17 protein-coding genes, 1 tRNA gene and 2 rRNA genes (1 of these 20 running past the window's edge) are annotated in these 19,565 nt (G+C 62.6%); 14 read left to right on the plus strand and 6 right to left on the minus strand.

All coding sequences use genetic code 11. The features are described 5' to 3' along the window. The 3 genes from D8676_RS05310 to D8676_RS05320 form a co-directional block, all read left to right on the plus strand. Positions 1–2,757, plus strand: a 23S ribosomal RNA gene (locus tag D8676_RS05310) (it extends 53 nt beyond the left edge of the window). Positions 2,758–2,844: 87 nt separating this feature from the next. Next, a 5S ribosomal RNA gene (gene rrf, locus D8676_RS05315) occupies positions 2,845–2,959 on the plus strand. 154 nt (positions 2,960–3,113) lie between these two features. Further along, positions 3,114–3,190: transfer RNA gene (locus D8676_RS05320), tRNA-Met, on the plus strand. Between the two features lie 324 nt (positions 3,191–3,514). Here D8676_RS05320 and D8676_RS05330 read toward each other — a convergent pair. Continuing rightward, positions 3,515–4,624 (minus strand): FlgO family outer membrane protein, encoded by a 1,110-nt coding sequence (locus D8676_RS05330; protein ID WP_121579829.1) that lies wholly within the window; start codon positions 4,622–4,624, stop codon positions 3,515–3,517. A 127-nt stretch (positions 4,625–4,751) separates the two neighbouring features. On the opposite strand from D8676_RS05330, the gene D8676_RS26995 reads away from it, so the two are divergent. The 6 genes from D8676_RS26995 (at position 4,752) to D8676_RS05355 (ending at position 9,655) form a co-directional block, all read left to right on the plus strand. Beyond that, positions 4,752–5,030 carry a hypothetical protein gene (locus D8676_RS26995; RefSeq protein ID WP_147448159.1) on the plus strand — a complete coding sequence of 93 codons (279 nt, stop codon included), beginning with the start codon at positions 4,752–4,754 and terminating at the stop codon, positions 5,028–5,030. Positions 5,031–5,441: 411 nt separating this feature from the next. Beyond that, positions 5,442–5,882, plus strand: a complete 441-nt coding sequence (locus D8676_RS05335) for a GNAT family N-acetyltransferase (protein ID WP_348628999.1) — start codon at positions 5,442–5,444, stop codon at positions 5,880–5,882. A 60-nt stretch (positions 5,883–5,942) separates the two neighbouring features. Continuing rightward, positions 5,943–6,296 (plus strand): DUF488 domain-containing protein, encoded by a 354-nt coding sequence (locus D8676_RS05340; protein WP_121579831.1) that lies wholly within the window; start codon positions 5,943–5,945, stop codon positions 6,294–6,296. A gap of 145 nt (positions 6,297–6,441) precedes the next feature. Continuing rightward, positions 6,442–7,128 (plus strand): hypothetical protein, encoded by a 687-nt coding sequence (locus D8676_RS05345; RefSeq protein ID WP_121579832.1) that lies wholly within the window; start codon positions 6,442–6,444, stop codon positions 7,126–7,128. 95 nt (positions 7,129–7,223) lie between these two features. After that, positions 7,224–8,660 carry an aldehyde dehydrogenase family protein gene (locus D8676_RS05350; RefSeq protein ID WP_121579833.1) on the plus strand — a complete coding sequence of 479 codons (1,437 nt, stop codon included), beginning with the start codon at positions 7,224–7,226 and terminating at the stop codon, positions 8,658–8,660. Between the two features lie 92 nt (positions 8,661–8,752). Continuing rightward, a complete protein-coding gene (locus D8676_RS05355; RefSeq protein ID WP_121579834.1) occupies positions 8,753–9,655 on the plus strand; it encodes an NAD(P)-dependent oxidoreductase in 903 nt (300 codons plus the stop codon). Between the two features lie 14 nt (positions 9,656–9,669). On the opposite strand, the gene D8676_RS05360 is transcribed toward D8676_RS05355, so the two are convergent. The 3 genes from D8676_RS05360 to D8676_RS05370 form a co-directional block, all read right to left on the minus strand. Then, positions 9,670–10,434, minus strand: coding sequence for an SDR family oxidoreductase (locus tag D8676_RS05360; protein WP_121579835.1), 765 nt, complete (start codon positions 10,432–10,434; stop codon positions 9,670–9,672). A gap of 27 nt (positions 10,435–10,461) precedes the next feature. Next, positions 10,462–11,460 carry an ABC transporter permease gene (locus D8676_RS05365; protein ID WP_121579836.1) on the minus strand — a complete coding sequence of 333 codons (999 nt, stop codon included), beginning with the start codon at positions 11,458–11,460 and terminating at the stop codon, positions 10,462–10,464. Between the two features lie 121 nt (positions 11,461–11,581). Beyond that, positions 11,582–12,325: an ATP-binding cassette domain-containing protein gene (locus D8676_RS05370; protein WP_245426605.1), complete on the minus strand. Its 744-nt coding sequence runs from the start codon at positions 12,323–12,325 to the stop codon at positions 11,582–11,584. A gap of 418 nt (positions 12,326–12,743) precedes the next feature. Here D8676_RS05370 and D8676_RS05375 point away from each other — a divergent pair, with 418 nt between their 5' ends. Continuing rightward, a complete protein-coding gene (locus tag D8676_RS05375; protein ID WP_121579838.1) occupies positions 12,744–13,739 on the plus strand; it encodes a substrate-binding domain-containing protein in 996 nt (331 codons plus the stop codon). 88 nt (positions 13,740–13,827) lie between these two features. Beyond that, positions 13,828–14,598, plus strand: coding sequence for a FadR/GntR family transcriptional regulator (locus D8676_RS05380; protein WP_121579839.1), 771 nt, complete (start codon positions 13,828–13,830; stop codon positions 14,596–14,598). 4 nt (positions 14,599–14,602) lie between these two features. On the opposite strand, the gene D8676_RS05385 is transcribed toward D8676_RS05380, so the two are convergent. Beyond that, positions 14,603–15,091, minus strand: a complete 489-nt coding sequence (locus D8676_RS05385) for a nucleoside deaminase (protein ID WP_121579840.1) — start codon at positions 15,089–15,091, stop codon at positions 14,603–14,605. Between the two features lie 87 nt (positions 15,092–15,178). Then, positions 15,179–15,913: an SDR family oxidoreductase gene (locus tag D8676_RS05390; protein WP_121579841.1), complete on the minus strand. Its 735-nt coding sequence runs from the start codon at positions 15,911–15,913 to the stop codon at positions 15,179–15,181. Positions 15,914–16,035: 122 nt separating this feature from the next. On the opposite strand from D8676_RS05390, the gene D8676_RS05395 reads away from it, so the two are divergent. The 3 genes from D8676_RS05395 to D8676_RS05405 all read left to right on the plus strand — a co-directional run bounded on the left by D8676_RS05395 (position 16,036) and on the right by D8676_RS05405 (position 19,513). Continuing rightward, positions 16,036–16,890 carry an amidohydrolase gene (locus tag D8676_RS05395; RefSeq protein ID WP_121579842.1) on the plus strand — a complete coding sequence of 285 codons (855 nt, stop codon included), beginning with the start codon at positions 16,036–16,038 and terminating at the stop codon, positions 16,888–16,890. A 63-nt stretch (positions 16,891–16,953) separates the two neighbouring features. Further along, positions 16,954–18,483 (plus strand): phospholipase D family protein, encoded by a 1,530-nt coding sequence (locus D8676_RS05400; protein ID WP_121579843.1) that lies wholly within the window; start codon positions 16,954–16,956, stop codon positions 18,481–18,483. Between the two features lie 106 nt (positions 18,484–18,589). Further along, complete coding sequence (locus D8676_RS05405; protein ID WP_245426613.1) at positions 18,590–19,513, plus strand: endonuclease/exonuclease/phosphatase family protein; 924 nt, start codon at positions 18,590–18,592, stop codon at positions 19,511–19,513. Positions 19,514–19,565: the final 52 nt, after the last annotated feature.

Below are 19,565 nucleotides of genomic sequence, written 5' to 3' on the forward strand. Positions count from 1 at the left end.
AGGACGTGATACGCTGCGATAAGCTACGGGGAGGTGCGAATACCCTTTGATCCGTAGATTTCCGAATGGGGAAACCCACCTAAGGTACTTGTAAAATCAGAGCAGCTGGCAGACTTCGGTTTGCTGGCTACTTCGGTTTACAAGTATCGATAATAGGTAACTTACCCTGAATACATAGGGGTAAAGTGGCGAACGCGGGGAACTGAAACATCTAAGTACCCGTAGGAAAGGACATCAACCGAGACTCCGCTAGTAGTGGCGAGCGAACGCGGACCAGGCCAGTGGCGATTGAGAGACAAGTGGAACCTTCTGGAAAGTTGGGCCATAGCGGGTGACAGCCCCGTACACGTAATGCGATCAATCGTCCTCGAGTAAGGCGGGACACGTGAAATCCTGTCTGAAATTTGGGGGACCACCCTCAAAGCCTAAGTACTCGTGCATGACCGATAGCGAACTAGTACCGTGAGGGAAAGGTGAAAAGCACCCCGACAAGGGGAGTGAAAGAGTACCTGAAACCGATTGCCTACAAACAGTGGGAGCCTGAAATGGTGACCACGTACCTTTTGTATAATGGGTCAGCGACTTAGTGTGACGAGCAAGCTTAAACCGGTAGGTGTAGGCGCAGCGAAAGCGAGTCTGAATAGGGCGTTCAGTTCGTCGCATTAGACCCGAAACCGAGTGATCTAGCCATGAGCAGGTTGAAGGTAAGGTAACACTTACTGGAGGACCGAACCCATAACTGTTGCAATAGTTCGGGATGACTTGTGGCTAGGGGTGAAAGGCCAATCAAACTCGGAAATAGCTGGTTCTCCGCGAAATCTATTTAGGTAGAGCGTCGACCGAATACCCTGGGGGGTAAAGCACTGCATGGGCTAGGGGTCCTCACCGGATTACCAAACCTAAGCAAACTCTGAATACCCAGGAGTACTAGTCGGCAGACACACGGCGGGTGCTAACGTCCGTCGTGAAAAGGGAAACAACCCTGACCTACAGCTAAGGTCCCCAAGTTATGGCTAAGTGGGAAAGGATGTGAGGATCCCAAAACAACCAGGATGTTGGCTTAGAAGCAGCCATCATTTAAAGAAAGCGTAACAGCTCACTGGTCTAAATAAGGGTCTTTGCGCCGAAAATGTAACGGGGCTAAAGCCATACACCGAAGCTTAGGGTTCACGAGCAATCGTGAGCGGTAGCGGAGCGTTCTGTAAGCTGATGAAGCCGTACCTGCGAGGGGCGGTGGAGGTATCAGAAGTGCGAATGCTGACATGAGTAACGTAAGGGGTGTGAGAGACACCCCCGCCGAAAGTCCAAGGGTTCCTGCTTAAAGTTAATCTGAGCAGGGTTAGCCGGCCCCTAAGTCGAGGCAGAAATGCGTAGACGATGGGAATCACGTTAATATTCGTGAGCTTGGAGGTAGTGACGGATCGCGTGTATCGTCAGGTCTTATCGGATTGATCTGGCGGTGAAGCGGTTCCAGGAAATAGCTCCTCCTTATAAACCGTACCCGAAACCGACACTGGTGGACTGGTAGAGTATACCAAGGCGCTTGAGAGAACTATGCTGAAGGAACTCGGCAAATTGCACGCGTAACTTCGGAAGAAGCGTGACCCTTTGCTGCGCAAGCAGTGGAGGGTGGCACAGACCAGGGGGTAGCGACTGTTTATCAAAAACACAGGGCTCTGCGAAGCCGCAAGGCGACGTATAGGGTCTGACGCCTGCCCGGTGCTGGAAGGTTAAGAGGAGGGGTGCAAGCTCTGAATCGAAGCCCCAGTAAACGGCGGCCGTAACTATAACGGTCCTAAGGTAGCGAAATTCCTTGTCGGGTAAGTTCCGACCTGCACGAATGGCGTAACGACTTCCCCGCTGTCTCCAGCATAGACTCAGTGAAATTGAATTCCCCGTGAAGATGCGGGGTTCCTGCGGTTAGACGGAAAGACCCCGTGCACCTTTACTATAGCTTTACATTGGCATTCGTAGTGGCATGTGTAGGATAGGTGGTAGGCTTTGAAGCAGGGGCGCCAGCCTCTGTGGAGCCATCCTTGAAATACCACCCTTGCGACTATGGATGTCTAACCGCGGCCCGTTATCCGGGTCCGGGACAATGTATGGTGGGTAGTTTGACTGGGGCGGTCGCCTCCTAAAGAGTAACGGAGGCGCGCGATGGTGGGCTCAGAACGGTCGGAAATCGTTCGCTGAGTGCAATGGCATAAGCCTGCCTGACTGCGAGACTGACAAGTCGAGCAGAGACGAAAGTCGGTCATAGTGATCCGGTGGTCCCGTGTGGAAGGGCCATCGCTCAACGGATAAAAGGTACGCCGGGGATAACAGGCTGATGACCCCCAAGAGTCCATATCGACGGGGTTGTTTGGCACCTCGATGTCGACTCATCGCATCCTGGGGCTGGAGCAGGTCCCAAGGGTATGGCTGTTCGCCATTTAAAGCGGTACGTGAGTTGGGTTCAGAACGTCGTGAGACAGTTCGGTCCCTATCTGCCGTGGGTGTAGGAATATTGAAAGGATCTGTCCCTAGTACGAGAGGACCGGGATGGACGGATCTCTGGTGGACCTGTTGTGGCGCCAGCCGCATTGCAGGGTAGCTATATCCGGACGGGATAACCGCTGAAGGCATCTAAGCGGGAAACCCACCTTGAAACGAGTATTCCCTGAGAGCCGTGGAAGACGACCACGTTGATAGGCCGGGTATGGAAGTGCGGCAACGCATGAAGTTTACCGGTACTAATAGCTCGATCGGCTTGATCGTTCTCATTCTCTGTGCCCATCGTACCTTACGGTGCTGATCGGATGGCACGACAAGAACAGCTTCTCGAAACAACATGCTCTTCGCCGACCTGGTGGTTATGGCGGGGTGGCTGCACCCGTTCCCATTCCGAACACGGCCGTGAAACGCCCCAGCGCTGATGGTACTTCGTCTCAAGACGCGGGAGAGTAAGTCGCTGCCAGGTCTGCAAAGTGCATGTTGAAATCTTCTCTTTTACGACGGCCCGCCAAACGGGACATGGGGCCGCGCAAGCGGCCCTTTCATTTGGCGGGTTTAGCACTTAAGTAAGCGATGACTTACGTGAAAAGGACATTTTGCCTGCGGCAAAAGTCCGGTGACGCGGGGTGGAGCAGCCCGGTAGCTCGTCAGGCTCATAACCTGAAGGTCGTAGGTTCAAATCCTACCCCCGCAACCAAATCAAAACGGCCCGGCTTTGTCCGGGCCTTTTTTTCTGTGGTGCTGCAGCGTAAGCGGTGTTCTGTAAGCGGTGTTCTCAGGCCACGGCCTTGAGTTCGGGGCGCGCACGTAGGCCGCAGCCGCATCGGGAGTATTCCGAGATTGACCAGCTTCGTCTCGCGCTCCTTGCGAGCGGCAAGGGCAGCTCGCGTACGCTCAGAGGTTTGCCTGCGCTCCTTCTCCGCCAGCGCTGCGTAGACGTGAGCAGTTGGCGGTGCGAGCACCGGAGCCGGTCAGAAGGTTGTCGTTGGGGAAACAGCCCCAGCGCTGGACCCCTCGCCGACTATCCGCACCGATCGCCACGACCGTTTCGAACGAGCCAGTCGACGTTCCCGCAAGAAACACCAACATCCTTGAACATGCTGTCGTCAGCCCCGAGCAGCCGGCGTTTCAAAAGCCACACCTCCACCTCGCGCCGGATGGTCCGCATTGTTGCCTTGGCCCGATGCCGGGCTTGTTCAGTGGCGCGAAGCTGCAGGTCGTCCGCAAAACCCGGATCCAGTTCGATAGATCTCTCGATCAGCAAACGCGCGGGGCGATTCCCTTTGACCGACTGGTTGACCAGCGCCCGCCCGCGCACGAAAAGGTCGTAGGCTTCAAGATTCGCTGGCCTTTGACCTGCAATGGAAGGCACCGGTGGCAGCAGATCAGAAAGGCTGTTCACGATCCTTGCCACTATCTCATCCTGCAGCGCAAAGATATCTGCGAGATCCCGATCGAACCGTTCGGCCCACAGTGGGCGATTGTCGAGCGCATCGATGATCTGGGCGCTGATCCGGACACGATTCGCGGCACGGCGTACGCTCCCTTCGATTACGTAGCGCACGTTGAGATCCGTGGCGATTGATCGGATATCGGCCTGCTTGCCTTTGTAAACGAAAGAGGAATGGCGTGCGATCACCAGGAGACCGGCGACCTTCGACAGGTCCGTGATCAAATCCTCGGCCAATCCGTCGCCGAAATACTCTTGCTCTGGATCGCTGCTCATATTGGTGAACGGCATTACGGCAATCGAAGGCGTTGACCCAGTCGCTTGCGGCACCGGCGCATCGACTGCGGTGTCGATGTCGTGATTTCGTAACGGCGTGGAATGGACCAGCCTGTACCCCACGCGCGGAACAGTTGCTATCCACTCTTCGCCGTCAGCCGACCGGCCGAGGACTTTGCGAAGCGCGGCGATCTGAACGGTAAGATTGCTCTCCTCGACGTTCGTGGATGGCCACGCCGCATCCATTAATGCTGACTTCGTCAGGACCTCGCCATTTGCTTCCAATAGGGCCTTCAGTAGCGCCCGGCCTCTGGTTCCGATGGCAACCGGCGACCCACGTCGCAACAAGGTCCCGCGTCCGCAATCGAACGCGAACGAACCGAACGTGACGAACTGAAGCGCCATATCCAATCATATCGTCTTTCCGAAGATTTCGGAATAGTTCGGAACGGCTTTCAGGACCGGAAGTCGCCGAACGCCGATGATCCGGCCGTGATGCCCACGACGCACCACTAAGACTATGGAGGAGTTCATGAGCAAGCGAACTCGTGTTGGGCTTGGCTGCGGCTTGGCGTTCTATGTAGCAGTTGGCGTTTCAGAAACCTTTGCGGCCAACATGCCCAGTGACCCCGACATCGACCTGGCCGGAGGCAGCAAAATCGAACCCGGCAACAATCCGCGAGACGATTTGGTTGGCGTAACAACTATCCGAATAATAGGTCCGGACCACGATCAGGAACTCGGGACGATAATGTATGACGTTCCGGATAACGGACTGGCACCCGCCCATCTATGGGGTGGCCCGCGCTGAGTCGCGATATCATGTCATCGATGGCTTTGATGCCAGCGGTGCATGTCGCAGAGCCCATAGACACGACGGCGCGGACGACGCTTTCAGTGGAGCCCATCTCGCCGCCGCTTCCGTCCGCGCCGTCGAGGCGGCACCAGTGGTCCACCTATTGCCGCTGCCGTCGAATATGTGCGCTGCGAGCCGACGTCATTCCATAGCCGCACACACAGGCCGATTCTAGCTGGCAAGGGCCCGCAGTTGTTGGCAGCGGCCCGAGTTTACTTTCCGTCCGACCCGTCATATAGCCGCCGGTGTTCGTAGAAGGAGATTTATGCGCAGAGGATGAGACCTCGACCGCTTCAGCGGTGTTGTACGGCGCCTGCAAAGGCGCTGCCCTTTGTGCATATTCATCTACGGAAAATCATGAAAGATATGGATATCGCGATCCGCGCCTATGAGGCTGCGGACCTGGAAAAGTTGTCGGCCATGTGGTTCGAGGCGTCTCTGATCGCTCACGCGTTCATCGGCGAGACCAGCCTGCGTGAGCAGCGCGTTCTGATAGAGACCGTCTATCTTCCCCGGGCGGAGACCTGGGTCGCGGTGCGTGGCGGTGAGCCGGCCGGCTTCATAAGTCTCATCGAGGACTTCATCGGCGGGCTGTTCGTGTCTCCCAGCCGTCAGGGCGGCGGCATCGGCCGCCGGCTGGTCCGGCACGCCGCGCAACTGAAGGGTTCGCTTCGCCTGGAGGTGTATACCGCCAATGCGCAGGCTCTCGCCTTCTACAGGTCACTCGGCTTCGAGGAACTGTCGCGCAGGCCAAGCGACGATCAGGGGCTCCCCTTCGAAAATGCGCAAATGCTCCTGAAAGCCTGAGCCGAATCGAACATCGAAGCCCGCAGGTTTACCCTGCGGGCTTTTTTGTTATGGTCTGGCATGCGAGTTGCGATCAAGCGCGTCTATGAACCCGCCGCCGACGACGATGGACGGCGCATCCTCGTCGACCGTCTCTGGCCGCGCGGGCTCACGAAGGAGAAGGCCGCCGTGGATCTTTGGCTGAAGGAGGTCGCGCCGAGCGACGAGCTCCGAAAATGGTTCGGCCATGATCCGAAGAAATGGGGCGAGTTCCAGCGCCGCTATCGCGCCGAGCTCGATTCGAACGAAGAAGCCGTGCAGACCCTGAAGCAGGCGATCGGCAAAGGGCCGGCGACGTTGGTCTACGGCGCGCATGACGAACAGCACAACCAGGCGGTCGCTCTTCGCGACTGGCTGACCGCTTCGAAACGCTAGGCCGGCGATTCGCCGGCGGGGCGCGTCTTCCCGAAATTTCGGACATCACCGCTCCAGCCACGGAATTTTTGCCGCTTTCGCTCGTTATCCGGCAAAGCGTCGTGCGCGGCGCTCGTGAAATGCTGAAAGCGGCAGGAGCAGAAACATGGACAAGGCGCTGTTGCGGATGATGCCGGGCCTTGCCGCGTCCTGGCCGGTCTATCTGCTCGCGCTGCTGCCGGCCCTGGCGTTCTTCGGCCTGCTCTACATCCAGCCCTGGTTGCCGATGGCCAGCCTGATTCGGGATCCGGTGGCGATCTTCGAAGGCCAGTTCTACCACGGGCTGGTTTCCAACATCGGCATTCTCTTGTGGTGCACTGCGGCGGCGATCTGCCTGTTCCGCGGCGCCGAGAACTGGCGCGCCGGAGATCTGCGCCGCGGCGGCTTTCTGCTCTCGGCCGGTGTGCTGACGTCGATGCTGATGTTCGACGATTTTTTTCTCATGCACGAACAGATGCTGCCGCGCCTCACCGGGATGCCGGAGAAGCTTTTCCTCATCGTTTATCCAGTCGCCGTCGTGCTTTATGTCGCGGCGTGGTGGCGCGAGATCGTCCGCGCCGACGCCGCCCTGTTTCTGCTCTCACTGGCATTCTTCGCGATCAGCAACCTGATCGACGTCGCATTCGACTATCATTTCTACGAAATACCCGCCGGGCTGGAAGTGTCGGCGAGCGTGATCCTCGAGGAGGGGGCGAAGTTCATCGGGATTGCCGCCTGGGCGGTGTTCCATATCCGGGCCGCCTGGATGCTGAGGCCGGCGTCACCCTCGGCACGCGCAGTTCGCCGCGACTGATTCGCCGCCGGGCTGGCCGCGAGCCTTTTAGGGCTTGCAGTCTGCGGCCTGCCGGCCCAATTACCTCCTGCCGGAACAGAGGATTTAATGGACCAATGACATTGCATCAGAATTTCATCGCGGGAAGCTGGACCGACGGAGCCGAGGCCGCCGACAACATCAATCCGTCCGACACCGGCGATGTCGTCGGCCGCTATGCGCGGGCCTCGCGCGAGCAGGCCGAGCAGGCGATCGCGGCCGCCCGGGCTGCTTTCCCGGCATGGTCGCGCTCCGGCATCCAGCAGCGCCACGACATCCTGAAAAAGGTCGCCGACGAGATCGTCGCGCGCAAGGACGAGCTCGGCAGGCTGCTCGCCCGCGAGGAGGGCAAGACGCTGCCCGAGGCAACCGGCGAGGTGCTGCGCGCCGCCCAGATATTCGACTTCTTCTCCGGCGAGACGCTGCGTCTGGCGGGTGAAAAGCTGCCGTCGACGCGTCCCGGCATCGACGTCGAGCTGACGCGCGAGCCGGTCGGCGTCGTCGGCATCATCACGCCGTGGAACTTCCCGATCGCCATTCCCGCGTGGAAGATCGCGCCGGCGCTTGCCTACGGCAACTGCGTGGTCTTCAAGCCGGCCGACCTCGTGCCCGGCTCGGCCTGGGCGCTCTCCGACATCATCATTCGCGCCGGCGTGCCCGAGGGCGTGTTCAACCTCGTCATGGGCCGCGGCTCGGTCGTCGGCGAGGCGCTGCTCAACGATCCGCGCGTCGACGCCATCACCTTCACCGGCTCGGTCGGCACCGGCAAGAAAGTCGCCGCCGCCTGCGTCGAGCACATGCGCAAGTTCCAGCTCGAGATGGGCGGCAAGAACCCGCTCGTCGTGCTCGACGACGCCGACCTCAATGTCGCCGTCGATTGCGCCGTCAACGGCGCCTTCTTCTCTACCGGCCAGCGCTGCACCGCCTCGTCGCGGCTCATCGTCACCGAAGGCATCCACGACAAGTTCGTGGCGGCGGTCGGCGAGCGGCTGAAGGGGCTCGTCGTCGACGATGCGCTGAAATCCGGCACCCATATCGGCCCGGTCGTCGACCAGAGCCAGCTCGATCAGGACAACTCCTATATCGACATCGGCAAGAAGGAAGGCGCCAAGCTCGCCTTCGGCGGCGAGATGCTGTCGCGCGAGAAGCCCGGTTTCTACCTGCAGCCGGCGCTCTTCACCGAGACCACCGCCGAGATGCGAATCAACCGCGAGGAGATCTTCGGGCCGGTCGCCAGCGTCATGCGGGTGAAGGATTACGACGCCGCGCTCGCCGCCGCCAACGACACGGCGTTCGGCCTGTCGGCGGGCATCTGCACGACCAGCCTGAAACACGCCTCGCATTTCAAGCGTAACGCGGAGGCCGGCATGGTAATGGTCAACCTGCCGACCGCCGGCGTCGACTACCACGTTCCGTTCGGCGGCCGGAAGGGCTCGTCCTACGGACCGCGCGAACAGGGCCGCTACGCCGCGGAATTCTTCACCATCGTCAAGACGGCCTACACGCTTCCGTAAGACGGACGCTTTGCGGGCGCCTTTTTCGGCGCCCGCACTTGTGCTCGGGCACAACTGGCGTCAAATGTCTGACAAATAACGGAGGGCGCCTGATGAGCAAGCGGATCATGTTCACCGGCGGCAGCGGCAAGGCCGGCCGCCATGTCGTCAAATATCTCGTCGACCAGGGGCACCAGGTGCTCAACATCGACGCGAAGCCGCTCGACAACCCCAAGGTCCGCACGCTCATCACCGACATCACCGACAGCGGCCAGGTGTTCAACGCCCTGTCGAGCTATATGGGCCTGCACGAATTCGACCCGTCGCTGCGGCCCCAGCCGGTCGACGCGGTCGTCCATTTCGCCGCCATCCCGCGCATCATGATCACGCCGGACAACGAGCTTTTCCGCGTCAACACGATGGGCACCTACAACGTCATCGAGGCGGCGGTGAAGCTCGGCATCCGGAAGATCGTCATCGCCTCCAGCGAGACGACCTACGGCGTGGTCTTCGCCAACGAGCCGAAGGACCCCGCCTATTTCCCGCTCGACGAGGAATACGACGTCGACCCGATGGACTCCTATGCGCTGTCCAAGGTGGTCAACGAGAAGTGCGCGCGGGCCTTCGCCCTGCGCAGCGGCTTCGACATCTATGCGCTCAGGATCGGCAATGTCATCGAGCCGCACGAATATCAGGGGTACATCCCGAACTGGATCAAGGACCCGGCCTTCCGCAAGCGCATCGCCTGGAGCTACATCGACGCGCGCGACCTCGGCCAGATCGTCGATCTCTGCATTGCCAAGGACGGGCTGGGCTACCAGGTCTTCAACGCGGCCAACGACGATCCGTCCGCCGACCTGACGACGCAGGAACTGCTCGACCGCTTCTATCCGAAAGTGCCGTTGAAGCGGAAGCTCGCCAAATACGAATCGCTCTATTCCAACCGCAAGATCAGGAAAGTGCTCGGCTTCAAGCAGGAGCACAACTGGCGCAAATACGCGCCGAAGAAGAAGTAGCCCGCCAGACTCGTCTACACCGATGTCGTCAGTCCGCCGTCCACATAGAGCGTGTGGCCGTTGACGAAGGAGGACGCGTCGGAGGCGAGGAAGACGGCCGCGCCGACCAGTTCCTCAACCTCGCCCCAGCGCGCGGTCGGCGTGCGCTTCTCCAGCCAGGCGTTGAACTCGGGATCCTCGAACAGAGCCGTGTTGAGTTCGGTGCGGAAGAAACCCGGCGCGATGGCGTTCACCTGCAGCCCGTGCTTCGCCCAGTCGGCGCACATGCCGCGCGTCAGATTGCGCACCGCTCCCTTGGTTGCCGTATAGGGTGCGATCGTCGTTCGCGCGAGCTCGCTCATCACCGAGCCGATGTTGATGATCTTGCCGCGCCGGCGCGGGATCATGCGCTTCGCCGCCGCCTTGCCGACGTTGAAGACGCCGGTCACATTGGTCTGCAGCATCGCCTGCCACTTGTCGTCGGGGAATTCCTCCAGCGACTTGCGGAACTGCATGCCGGCATTGTTGACGACGATGTCGATCGGGCCGATTTCCTTCTCGATGCGCGCCACTTCCGCTTCGACCGCGGCGGCATCGACCACGTCGAACACCGAGCCTTCGACCTTCAAACCCTTGCCGCGCAGCGAGGCCACCGCCTTCTCCACCTTGTCGGCCGAGCGGCCGTTGACGACGACTATCGCGCCATGCTCGGCTAGGCCTTTCGCCAGCGCGAAGCCGATACCCTGGCCGGAGCCGGTGACCAGCGCAAGCCGGCCCTTCAGGCTGAACAGTTCTGACATTTCAAGTATTTCCTTGCTCGCCCGGGGCTATTCGCTCTGCCGGAAATTGCGGATGCGGTCGAACATCACGGCGAGCACAATGGCTCCGCCGATGAACGTGCCCTGCCAGAAGGCGTTGATGCCGAGCAGGCCGAGGCTGTTGCGGATGATCTCGATCAGCGCCGCGCCGACAAGCGCGCCGAAGGCGGTGCCGACGCCGCCGGCGAGGTTGGCGCCGCCGATGACGGCCGCGGCGATCACCTGCAGCTCCAGTCCGGCGCCGATGTTGGTGGTGATGGCGCCCAGCCAGCCGGTCTGAATGATGCCGGCGATGCCGGCCGATAGCGCGGAGATCATGTAGACGGCGACCTTGATCGGCTTTACCGGCACGCCGGTCAGCGTCGCCGCGTGCTCGTTGCCGCCGATGGCGTAGACGTGGCGGCCGAATTTCGTCCAGCGCAGCACGAAGCCTGTCAGCAGGGCCAGGATGATCATGTAGAGCACCGGATTGGCGATGCCGAAAAGCCACGCGCCGCCGCCGAGCGACAGCAGCTTGTCGTGATCGGGGCCGAACTCGAAAACCACCGTATTTCCGGATGCGACCATAGCCAGGCTGCGCGCGATGGACAGCATGCCGAGCGTCACCACGAAGGGCGGGAAGCCGAGATAGGCAATGAGAACGCCGTTGAAGGCGCCGACGATCAGCGCGGTGGCGATTGCCGCGGCGATGCCGACCTCGATGCTGTAGCCGGCGTGCATCGTCACGCCGAGCACCATCGAGCACAGGCAGAGCACGGAGCCCACGGAAAGGTCGATGCCGCCCGTGATGATCACCAGCGTCATGCCGAGCGCGATGATGGCGACGAAGGTGACGTTGCGGGTGATGTTGTAGAGGTTCTTCGTCGTGGCGAAGGAGTCCGTCGCGAAGGACAGGTAGATGCAGGCGAGGATTACGGCCAGCAGCACCCAGAAGGTCTGGGCGTTGAGGAGCCGGCTGAGCCAGGTGTGCTGCTTGTGTGCGATCGTCTGGTCAAGGGTGACGGCCATCTTCGATCTCTCTGAGCATCTTGCAGCGAGGCGAAATAGCCTCGCGCGGCAGACATGCGACGACAATTCGATGGAGCATGATCTTTACCGAAAACCGGTTTCCGCTTTTCGGGATCATGCTCTACGCCACTTGCTCGATGGCGCCGGTGATGAGGCCGGTGACCTCCTCGGGCGAGCTTCTTGCGATCTGCTTGTCTGCGACCTTCCTGCCGCGCCGCATGACGATCACCCGGTCGGCCACCGTGAACACGTCGGGCATGCGGTGGCTGATGAGCACCACCGCGATGCCCTTGCTGCGCAATTCGCGGATGAGGTTGAGCACCTCCGCCACCTGGCGCACCGAGATCGCCGCCGTTGGTTCGTCCATGAGCACGATCTTGGCTTCCGAAAGCATCGTGCGGGCGATCGCGACCGCCTGGCGCTGACCGCCGGACATCTGCTTGACGAGGTCGCGGGGCCGGGTCTCGGACTTCAATTCCTTGAAGATCTCGCCGGAACGCCGGTACATGGTCGCGTAGTCGAGAACAGCCAGGGGCCAGACGCCCTTGCGCAGCTCGCGGCCGAGAAAGACGTTGGCGGCGGCGGTCAGGTTGTCGCAAAGCGCCAGGTCTTGGTGAACGATCTCGATGCCGTGCCGGCGCGCATCGACCGGCTTGTGCAGCACCAGCTCCGCGCCGTCCATCTTCATGCTGCCTTCGCTCGGGCGGTAGTTGCCGGCGATCATCTTCACCAGAGTGGACTTGCCGGCGCCGTTGTCGCCCATCAGCCCGACCACCTCGCCGGGCTCGATCGCGAACGACACGTCGCTGACCGCGTGGATGGCGCCGAAATGCTTGGAAATGTTGGTCAGTTCGAGAACTGCCACCCTATCCTCCCTGAGCCGCTGCCGGTCTGTGCCAAGCTGGCGATATCGCGGCCCCTGTTCCTCCCGAGGCCAGCACGGCATTTACGCAAACCGCCGCGCGGGCGTCAATCGACAGTCCGGCCGGTCGACAATTTTGTAAGACAAATAGGACAATACCCGTTGACGAGCCAAACGCGCCGTTATTAGCTAGCCCTCCTTCGGGAGGAAGGCATGCTGATCCTGGCGACTGGCGCAACCGGCAAGGTCGGGCGGAAGCTCGTTGCACGCCTGCCTTCGCGGGGCGGCCGCAATCGATCTCGAAAGACTTGTCTATTCTGCGTGGAATGCAAAGGCGCGGAAGACGAACCGCGCATCTACCATCCGTGTTGATGTGGTTGGCGGACGCGTTCCGCGTCCGTCTGTTCAAGGGAGGAAGCAGATGAGGAAATTGTTGTTGCTCGCCGCCACGGCGGCGATGGCGCTCGGCGCGAGCCAGGCGATCTCGCAGGAAAAGAAACAGCTCGTGATCGTGGTGAAGGGCCTCGACAATCCCTTCTTTGAGGCGATCAACCAGGGCTGCCAGAAGTGGAATTCCGAGAATGCCAGCTCGGAATATGAGTGCTTCTACACCGGCCCGGCGTCGACCTCCGACGAGGCGGGCGAAGCGCAGATCGTGCAGGACATGCTCGGCAAGCCGAGCACCGCCGCGATCGCGATCTCGCCGTCCAACGCCAAGCTGATCGCGCAGTCGATCAAGACGGCCAATCCGACCGTTCCGGTGATGACGCTCGACGCCGACCTCGCCAAGGAGGACGCTGCGCTGCGCAAGACCTATCTCGGCACCGACAACTATCTGATGGGCAAGCGCATCGGCGACTACATGAAGGAGGCCAACCCGAAGGGCGGCAAGGTCTGCTCCATCCAGGGCAACCCCGGCGCCGACAACATCCTGCGCCGCGCCCAGGGCTGGCGTGACTCCCTGTCCGGGCAGGAAGGCCTGGCGGAACTCAAGGGCGAAGGCGGCTGGACCGAAGTCGCCGGCTGCCCGGTCTTCACCAATGACGACGGCGCCAAGGGCGTGCAGGCGATGACCGACATCCTTGCCGCCAATCCCGATCTCGTCGGCTTCGGCATCATGGGCGGCTGGCCGCTGTTCGGCGCGCCGCAGCCTTATCGCGACCTGTTCAAGCCGATGGCCGACAAGATCGCGAGCAACGAATTCGTGATCGGCGCCGCCGACACGATCGGCGAGGAAGTGGCGATCGCCAAGGAAGGCCTGGTCACGGCGCTCGTCGGACAGCGTCCGTTCGAAATGGGCTACAAGGCCCCGACGGTGATGATCGACCTCATCGAGGGCAAGGAAGTCGCCGATCCGGTCTTCACCGGCCTCGACGAATGCACCAAGGACACGACCGACACCTGCATCCAGAAGTAGACAAGGTCCAGGGCGCGCCCTTCCCGGGCGCGCCCGCTCCTTGCCCGCCCTACCCAAAGATGACATAGGCAGGGCGAGGGGATGATCCATGCGGGGCAGGAAAGACAAGACGATCGCGGCGGCCGGCCAGGCAGCGCCGGCTGAGCGAAGCAAGGGATCGGGCGCGCAACTGGTCGGCACCAGCGTGCATGCCTCGCTCGCCAACGAGATCGGCATGCGCATCGTGCGCGGCGACTATCCGCCCGGCACCATCCTGCCCAACGAGGCGAAATGGTCGCAGACCTTCGAAGTCAGCCGCTCCGCCGTGCGCGAAGCGATCAAGATGCTGATGGCGAAGAGCCTGTTGTCGTCACGACCCAAGGTGGGCAGTTGGGTCGAGCCGCGCGAGCGCTGGAACCTGCTCGACCGCGACGTGCTCGGCTGGTACGCCGCCGCGCCTGACCGGGAAGCTTTCCTGCGCACGGTGCAGGAATTCCGCCACATCATCGAGCCGGAAGCGACGGCGCTCGCTGCCGAGCGCCGCACCGACGAGCAGATGGTCGAGATCAGCACCGCCTGCCGCGAGATGGGCGAGGCGACGTCGCTCGCCAGCCGCACGCAGGCCGACACGCGCTTCCACCTTGCAATCCTGCACGCTTCCGGAAACGAGCTCCTGGTGCCGCTCGGCGTGCTGATCGAATCGGCGCTCAACAACCTCTTCGTCTTCACGACGCGCGAGACGAGCGACGTGCGCCATGCGCAGAAGCTGCACGAGGCGATCGAACGGAGCATCCGTCTGCAGCGGCCGGAGGCGGCCCGCGCGGCGGTGCGCAAGCTGCTCGCCAACACCGACCAGGTCATCGTCCGCGACCGGCGCTGAGCCGCTACTGGTCTTTCCAGAAATCGGTCTGGAGTTTCGACGCTTCGTCGGCAAGCAGCGGGCCGACGACCTCGGTGGGTCGCTGCCCGGCCCCGAAGACGATCGTGCAAGGCAGGTCGAGTGTCGGGTTCTCGTCATGCGCGCCCGTCTGCGCCTTGAGGTCACGTTCGCTTTGCCCGAAGACGACCCGTCCGATGCCCACCCAATAGATTGTGCCGGAGCACATCGCGCAAGGCTCGGCCGACGTGTAGAGCGTGCAGGAGGACAGCTCTTCGAGACTGAAATTCATCCCCGCCCAGCGGGCCAGCAGGCTTTCGGCATGGGCGGTGCGGTCGCCTCCTCCGGATTTGTAGGCGTTGGGCTGCTCGCGCAGCACGTTGCCGTCCTTGTCGGCGAGGAGCGAACCAAAGGGATGTTCGCCGGCGTCGCGGGCCTTGCGCGCGACGTCGAAGGCCTGTCGGAGCAGGCGCTCGTCATAGGGGCGTTGCGGCATCGACTGACCCTCCGGCGTGCCGCGGGATCATAATGCCGAACGATCGGGCCGCTCAAGCGGCCAGTTCAGTCGAGAACCTTCCTGCGCCTAGATCGTCCAGCCGCCGTCGATGACATAGGCCTGCCCGGTCGTATAGGTCGCGCCGGCGAGATGGACGGCGAGGTCGGCGATCTCCTCCGGCGTGCCCAGCCGGCCCATCGGCTGGCGCGCGATGAAGGCGGCGCGCGCCTTCTCGTAGTCGCCCTGAGCGCGCATGCGCTGCTCGAGGGAAGGGCTCTCCACCGTACCTGGGCAGATCGCGTTGCAGCGTATGCCCTTTGCCACATAGTCGGCGGCAACCGCCTTGGTGAGGCCGATCACGGCAGCCTTGGTGGTGCCGTAGGCGAAACGGTTCGGCACGCCGGTGACGCTGGACGCGACCGAAGCCATGTTGACGATGGCGCCGCCGCCGCGCTCGATCATGCCGGGCAGGACGGCGCGGATGGTGCGCACCATGGCGCGGACGTTCAGGTCGAAGGCGAAGTCGAGATCCTCGTCCTTCATCTCGAGGAGCGCGCCCGCATGGACGACGCCGGCACAGTTGAAGAGCACGTCGACCGGCCCGATCGCCTCGAAGGCGGCCTTCACCGCCGCGTCGTCGAGCACGTCGAGCTTGCGCGTCGAAATGCCGCTCTCCTTGCCGAGTTCGGCGAGTACGGCCTCGTTGAGGTCGGTGGCGATGACCTTGGCGCCGGCCTTGGCGAAAGCGAGCGCGGAAGCACGCCCGATGCCTTGCGCCGCCGCGGTCACCACAACTGTCTTGCCGGTCAGTTTCTCGGTCATGGGCTATTCCTGCGTCTCATGGATTTCGGAGTCGGCGGCAGTAATCATGTCTTGCGGCCACCCGCAAGACCGTCGCATGAATGGCGCGACCCACATTGCCCGTGGCGCGCAAGGAGGAACAAGTGCTCGTCGACACGCATCTGCATCTCATCGACCAGTCCCGGCTCGGCTATCCGTGGCTGGCGGGCGAACCGGCGCTGAACCGCGACTTCCTCTATGCCGAATATGCCCGCGACGCGCTTCGGGCCGGCATCACCGACGTGCTGCACATGGAAGTCGACGTGGATCCCGCCGAGATCGTGAGCGAGATAGAGTTCGTTCGCGAGCAATCGCAGAAACCGGGCAATCTGATCCGCGGCGCCATCTCCGCCTGCCGGCCGGAGGAAGACGGCTTTTCGCCGATGCTGGAACGGGCGCTCGCCGATCCTTTCGTGAAGGGCTTTCGCCGCATCCTGCACACTGTCGACGACGGCATCTCGCAGCAGCCGCTCTTCCGCGAGAACGTCAAGCGGCTTTCGGGCACCCGGCTGACCTTCGACATCTGCATGTTTCCTCGCCAGCAGCCGCTGGCGCTTGCACTCATCGGGCTTGCGCCCGAAGTGACCTTCATCCTCGACCATTGCGGCGTGCCCGACATCAAGAGCGGCGATTTCGATGGCTGGAAGCGGGGCATTTCCGAAATCGCGGCGCGGCCCAACGTGGTGGCCAAGATTTCAGGTATTGTCGCCTATGCCGACAGCGGTACCTGGACTGCCGAAACGCTGCGCCCCTATGTCGAGCATGTGATCGACTGCTTCGGCTGGGACCGCGTCGTCTGGGGCAGCGACTGGCCGGTCTGTACGCTGGGCGGTGGGCTGCTCGCCTGGGTGGCCGCGACCCACGCCGTGCTGACCGGCTGCTCCGAGGACGAGCGCGACAGCCTTTTCTGGAGAAATGCCGACCGCATCTGGCAACTCGGACTGGCCGTCGCGCGTTAAAGGCCGCCGGGCGCGGCAGCCGCACGCTCGAAGCGATCTGTTGGAGAACCTATATCTCGCCATATGTGGTGGGCTCTCATCATCGTTGTCCTCGCGGTGCTCGTCGCCGTCACGCTCTACGGCCGGTTCTCCGTCCGCATGGAGGGCGCGCGGTCCTGGGTCTTCCCGCTTTCGGAGGACGCTACCGTACTCGACCGTGCGGTCGCGCCGTTGCTCGCGCAAAATCCCGGCAGGACGGGCCTGCGGCTGCTCACCGACAATATCGAGGCCTTTGCGCTGAGGGCCGCCGCGGCGCGCAGCGCCGAGCGCAGCCTCGACCTGCAATATTACTACTGGAAGGACGACCTGACCGGCTCGCTGCTGGCGGCCGAAGTGCTGAAGGCGGCCGACCGCGGCGTGCGGGTGCGTCTGCTGCTCGACGACGTCAACGCCTGGCGGCGCGACTCCAGCTATCGTTCGCTCGACAAGCATCCGAACATCGAAGTCAGGCTTTTCAACCCCATCCGCTACCGCGAGGGCGCGCTGTTGCGCGGCATCGAGATGGTGCTGCGCTTCTGGAGCCTCAACCGGCGCATGCATCACAAGGCCTGGATCGCCGACGGACGCGTGGCGGTGGTCGGCGGCCGCAATGTCGGCGACGCCTATTTCGATGCGTCCGAGGCGTCGAATTTCCGCGACATGGACCTCTTGGTGCTCGGGCCTGCCGTAGGCCAGGCCGAGGAAGTGTTCGACCGCTACTGGAACAGCGCCATGGCGGCGCCGATCCGCAAGCTTGCCGTCTGGAAAGGGCGCGGCGATCTCGGGCGCCTGCGCCGCCGCCTCGAAACGAAGATCGCGCCTGAGCGCGCAGAGCCCTATCTGGAGAGGGTCCGAAGCGGAGCGGCCGCGCGGGGGCTGATGTCGGGCTCCGGCCTGCACTGGACGGAACGGGCGTCGATCGTCTCGGACCCGCCGGAAAAGGCCGGGTCCAGCGTGAATGACGGCTGGCTGCTCGACGCCATCGTTCCGGTCATCACCGCGGCGCGCGAGAGTATCGAGATCACCTCGCCCTATTTCATCCCGCTCGACAGCGGGACTGGGCTGCTTCTCAAGCTTGCCAGGCAGGGTGTCGCGATCTCCGTCCTCACCAATTCGCTTGCCGCGACCGACGTGACGGCCGTCCACGGCGCCTATATGCGCTACCGCAAGCCGCTGCTGGCGGGCGGAATCCGGCTGTTCGAGCTGCGCGCCCGCGACGCGGCCAGGAAGGATATGTCGCTGTTCGGCTCGCGCGGCGCCAGCCTGCACACCAAGGCGTTCGTCGTCGACGGGCGGTACGGTTTCGTCGGGTCGTTCAATTTCGATCCGCGCTCGGTCTCGCTCAACACCGAGATGGGGCTGCTTTTCGAGCATGCGGGGCTGGCGCAGGAGATGCAGGCGGTCTTCGCCACGGAAACCGAGGCCAAACGCAGCTACAGGCTGGTGCTTTCAGGCAAATCCGTTGGCTGGCAGGACGGCGGCGACCGCGTGCTGGACAACGAGCCGGAAGCCAGCTGGCGCCGGCGTTTCCTTGCCGCCACGATCAGCCTGCTGCCGGTGGAATCCCAGCTTTGAGCTCCTCTTGCATCGTGGGTAACGGAACCTTCATCACAAGACCGCCTTTTCCTCGTGGAAGGGTACGGTTATCACTAGTGTTCGAAATGCTTGCCAAGGTCGATTCATGCTGAAGAGCCGCCTCGCATTCCTCGATCCTGTCCTCGTGGCGCGTCTCAAGAAAAATCCCAGTTTCACCGCACTCAAGACGCGGCTGAGAACGCGGCTGCAGGCCATGCAGGCGGTCGACATCGCGGCCGCCGCGCCGGGCCGCGCCGTCGCGGCCAATGGCGACCACGAGTTGGTCGTCGCCTCCTACAACATCCACAAATGCGTCGGCACCGACGGCCGCTTCGATCCAGCCCGTGTCGCGGAGGTCATCGCGCAACTCGACGCCGATGTCGTCGCCGTCCAGGAGGCCGACAAGCGTTTCGGCCGACGCCACGGCCTGCTCGACCTCAAGGCGCTCGAAAAGCAGACCGGCCTGTTGCACATCCCGACGTCGGAAGACGCGGACGGGCACGGCTGGCACGGCAACGCGCTGCTCCTGCGCAAGGGCAAGGTGCTGGACATGCGCCGGCTGGCGCTGCCGGGCGCAGAGCCGAGGGGGGCGCTCGTCGTCGACCTCGACCTGCCGGCCGGGCCGCTCAGGCTCGTCGCCGCCCATCTCGGCCTGCTCAGGCGCAGCCGCCGCTGGCAGGTGCGCTCCATCCTCAATGCGATAAACGAGGGGCCGCCCATGCCGACCCTCCTGGTTGGCGACTTCAACGAGTGGCGGCCCGGCCGCAAATCCTCGCTGCACGAGCTCAGGCCCGTCTTCGGCCCCCTGGTGCACGCGCATTTCTCCTTCCCGTCCTATTTCCCCGTCATCGCGCTCGACCGCGTCATCGGCTCGCCGGGCCTGGTCACCGCGATGGAGGTGCATGACAGCGAACTCGCCCAGGTCGCCTCCGACCATCTGCCGCTCAAGGCGACCATCGACATCCCCGCCGCCCGGCGCGAGATGCGCGGCCACGACGACGAGCTGGTTCTGAACGAGGTCGGCACGTAAGTCCGGCCGCAACCTTCCCGACACCCGTTGCGCTCGCCGCCAAGGTCGGGCA

Origin of the sequence: Mesorhizobium sp. YM1C-6-2 (assembly GCF_003666685.1) — a bacterium.
Classification (GTDB): domain Bacteria; phylum Pseudomonadota; class Alphaproteobacteria; order Rhizobiales; family Rhizobiaceae; genus Mesorhizobium_K.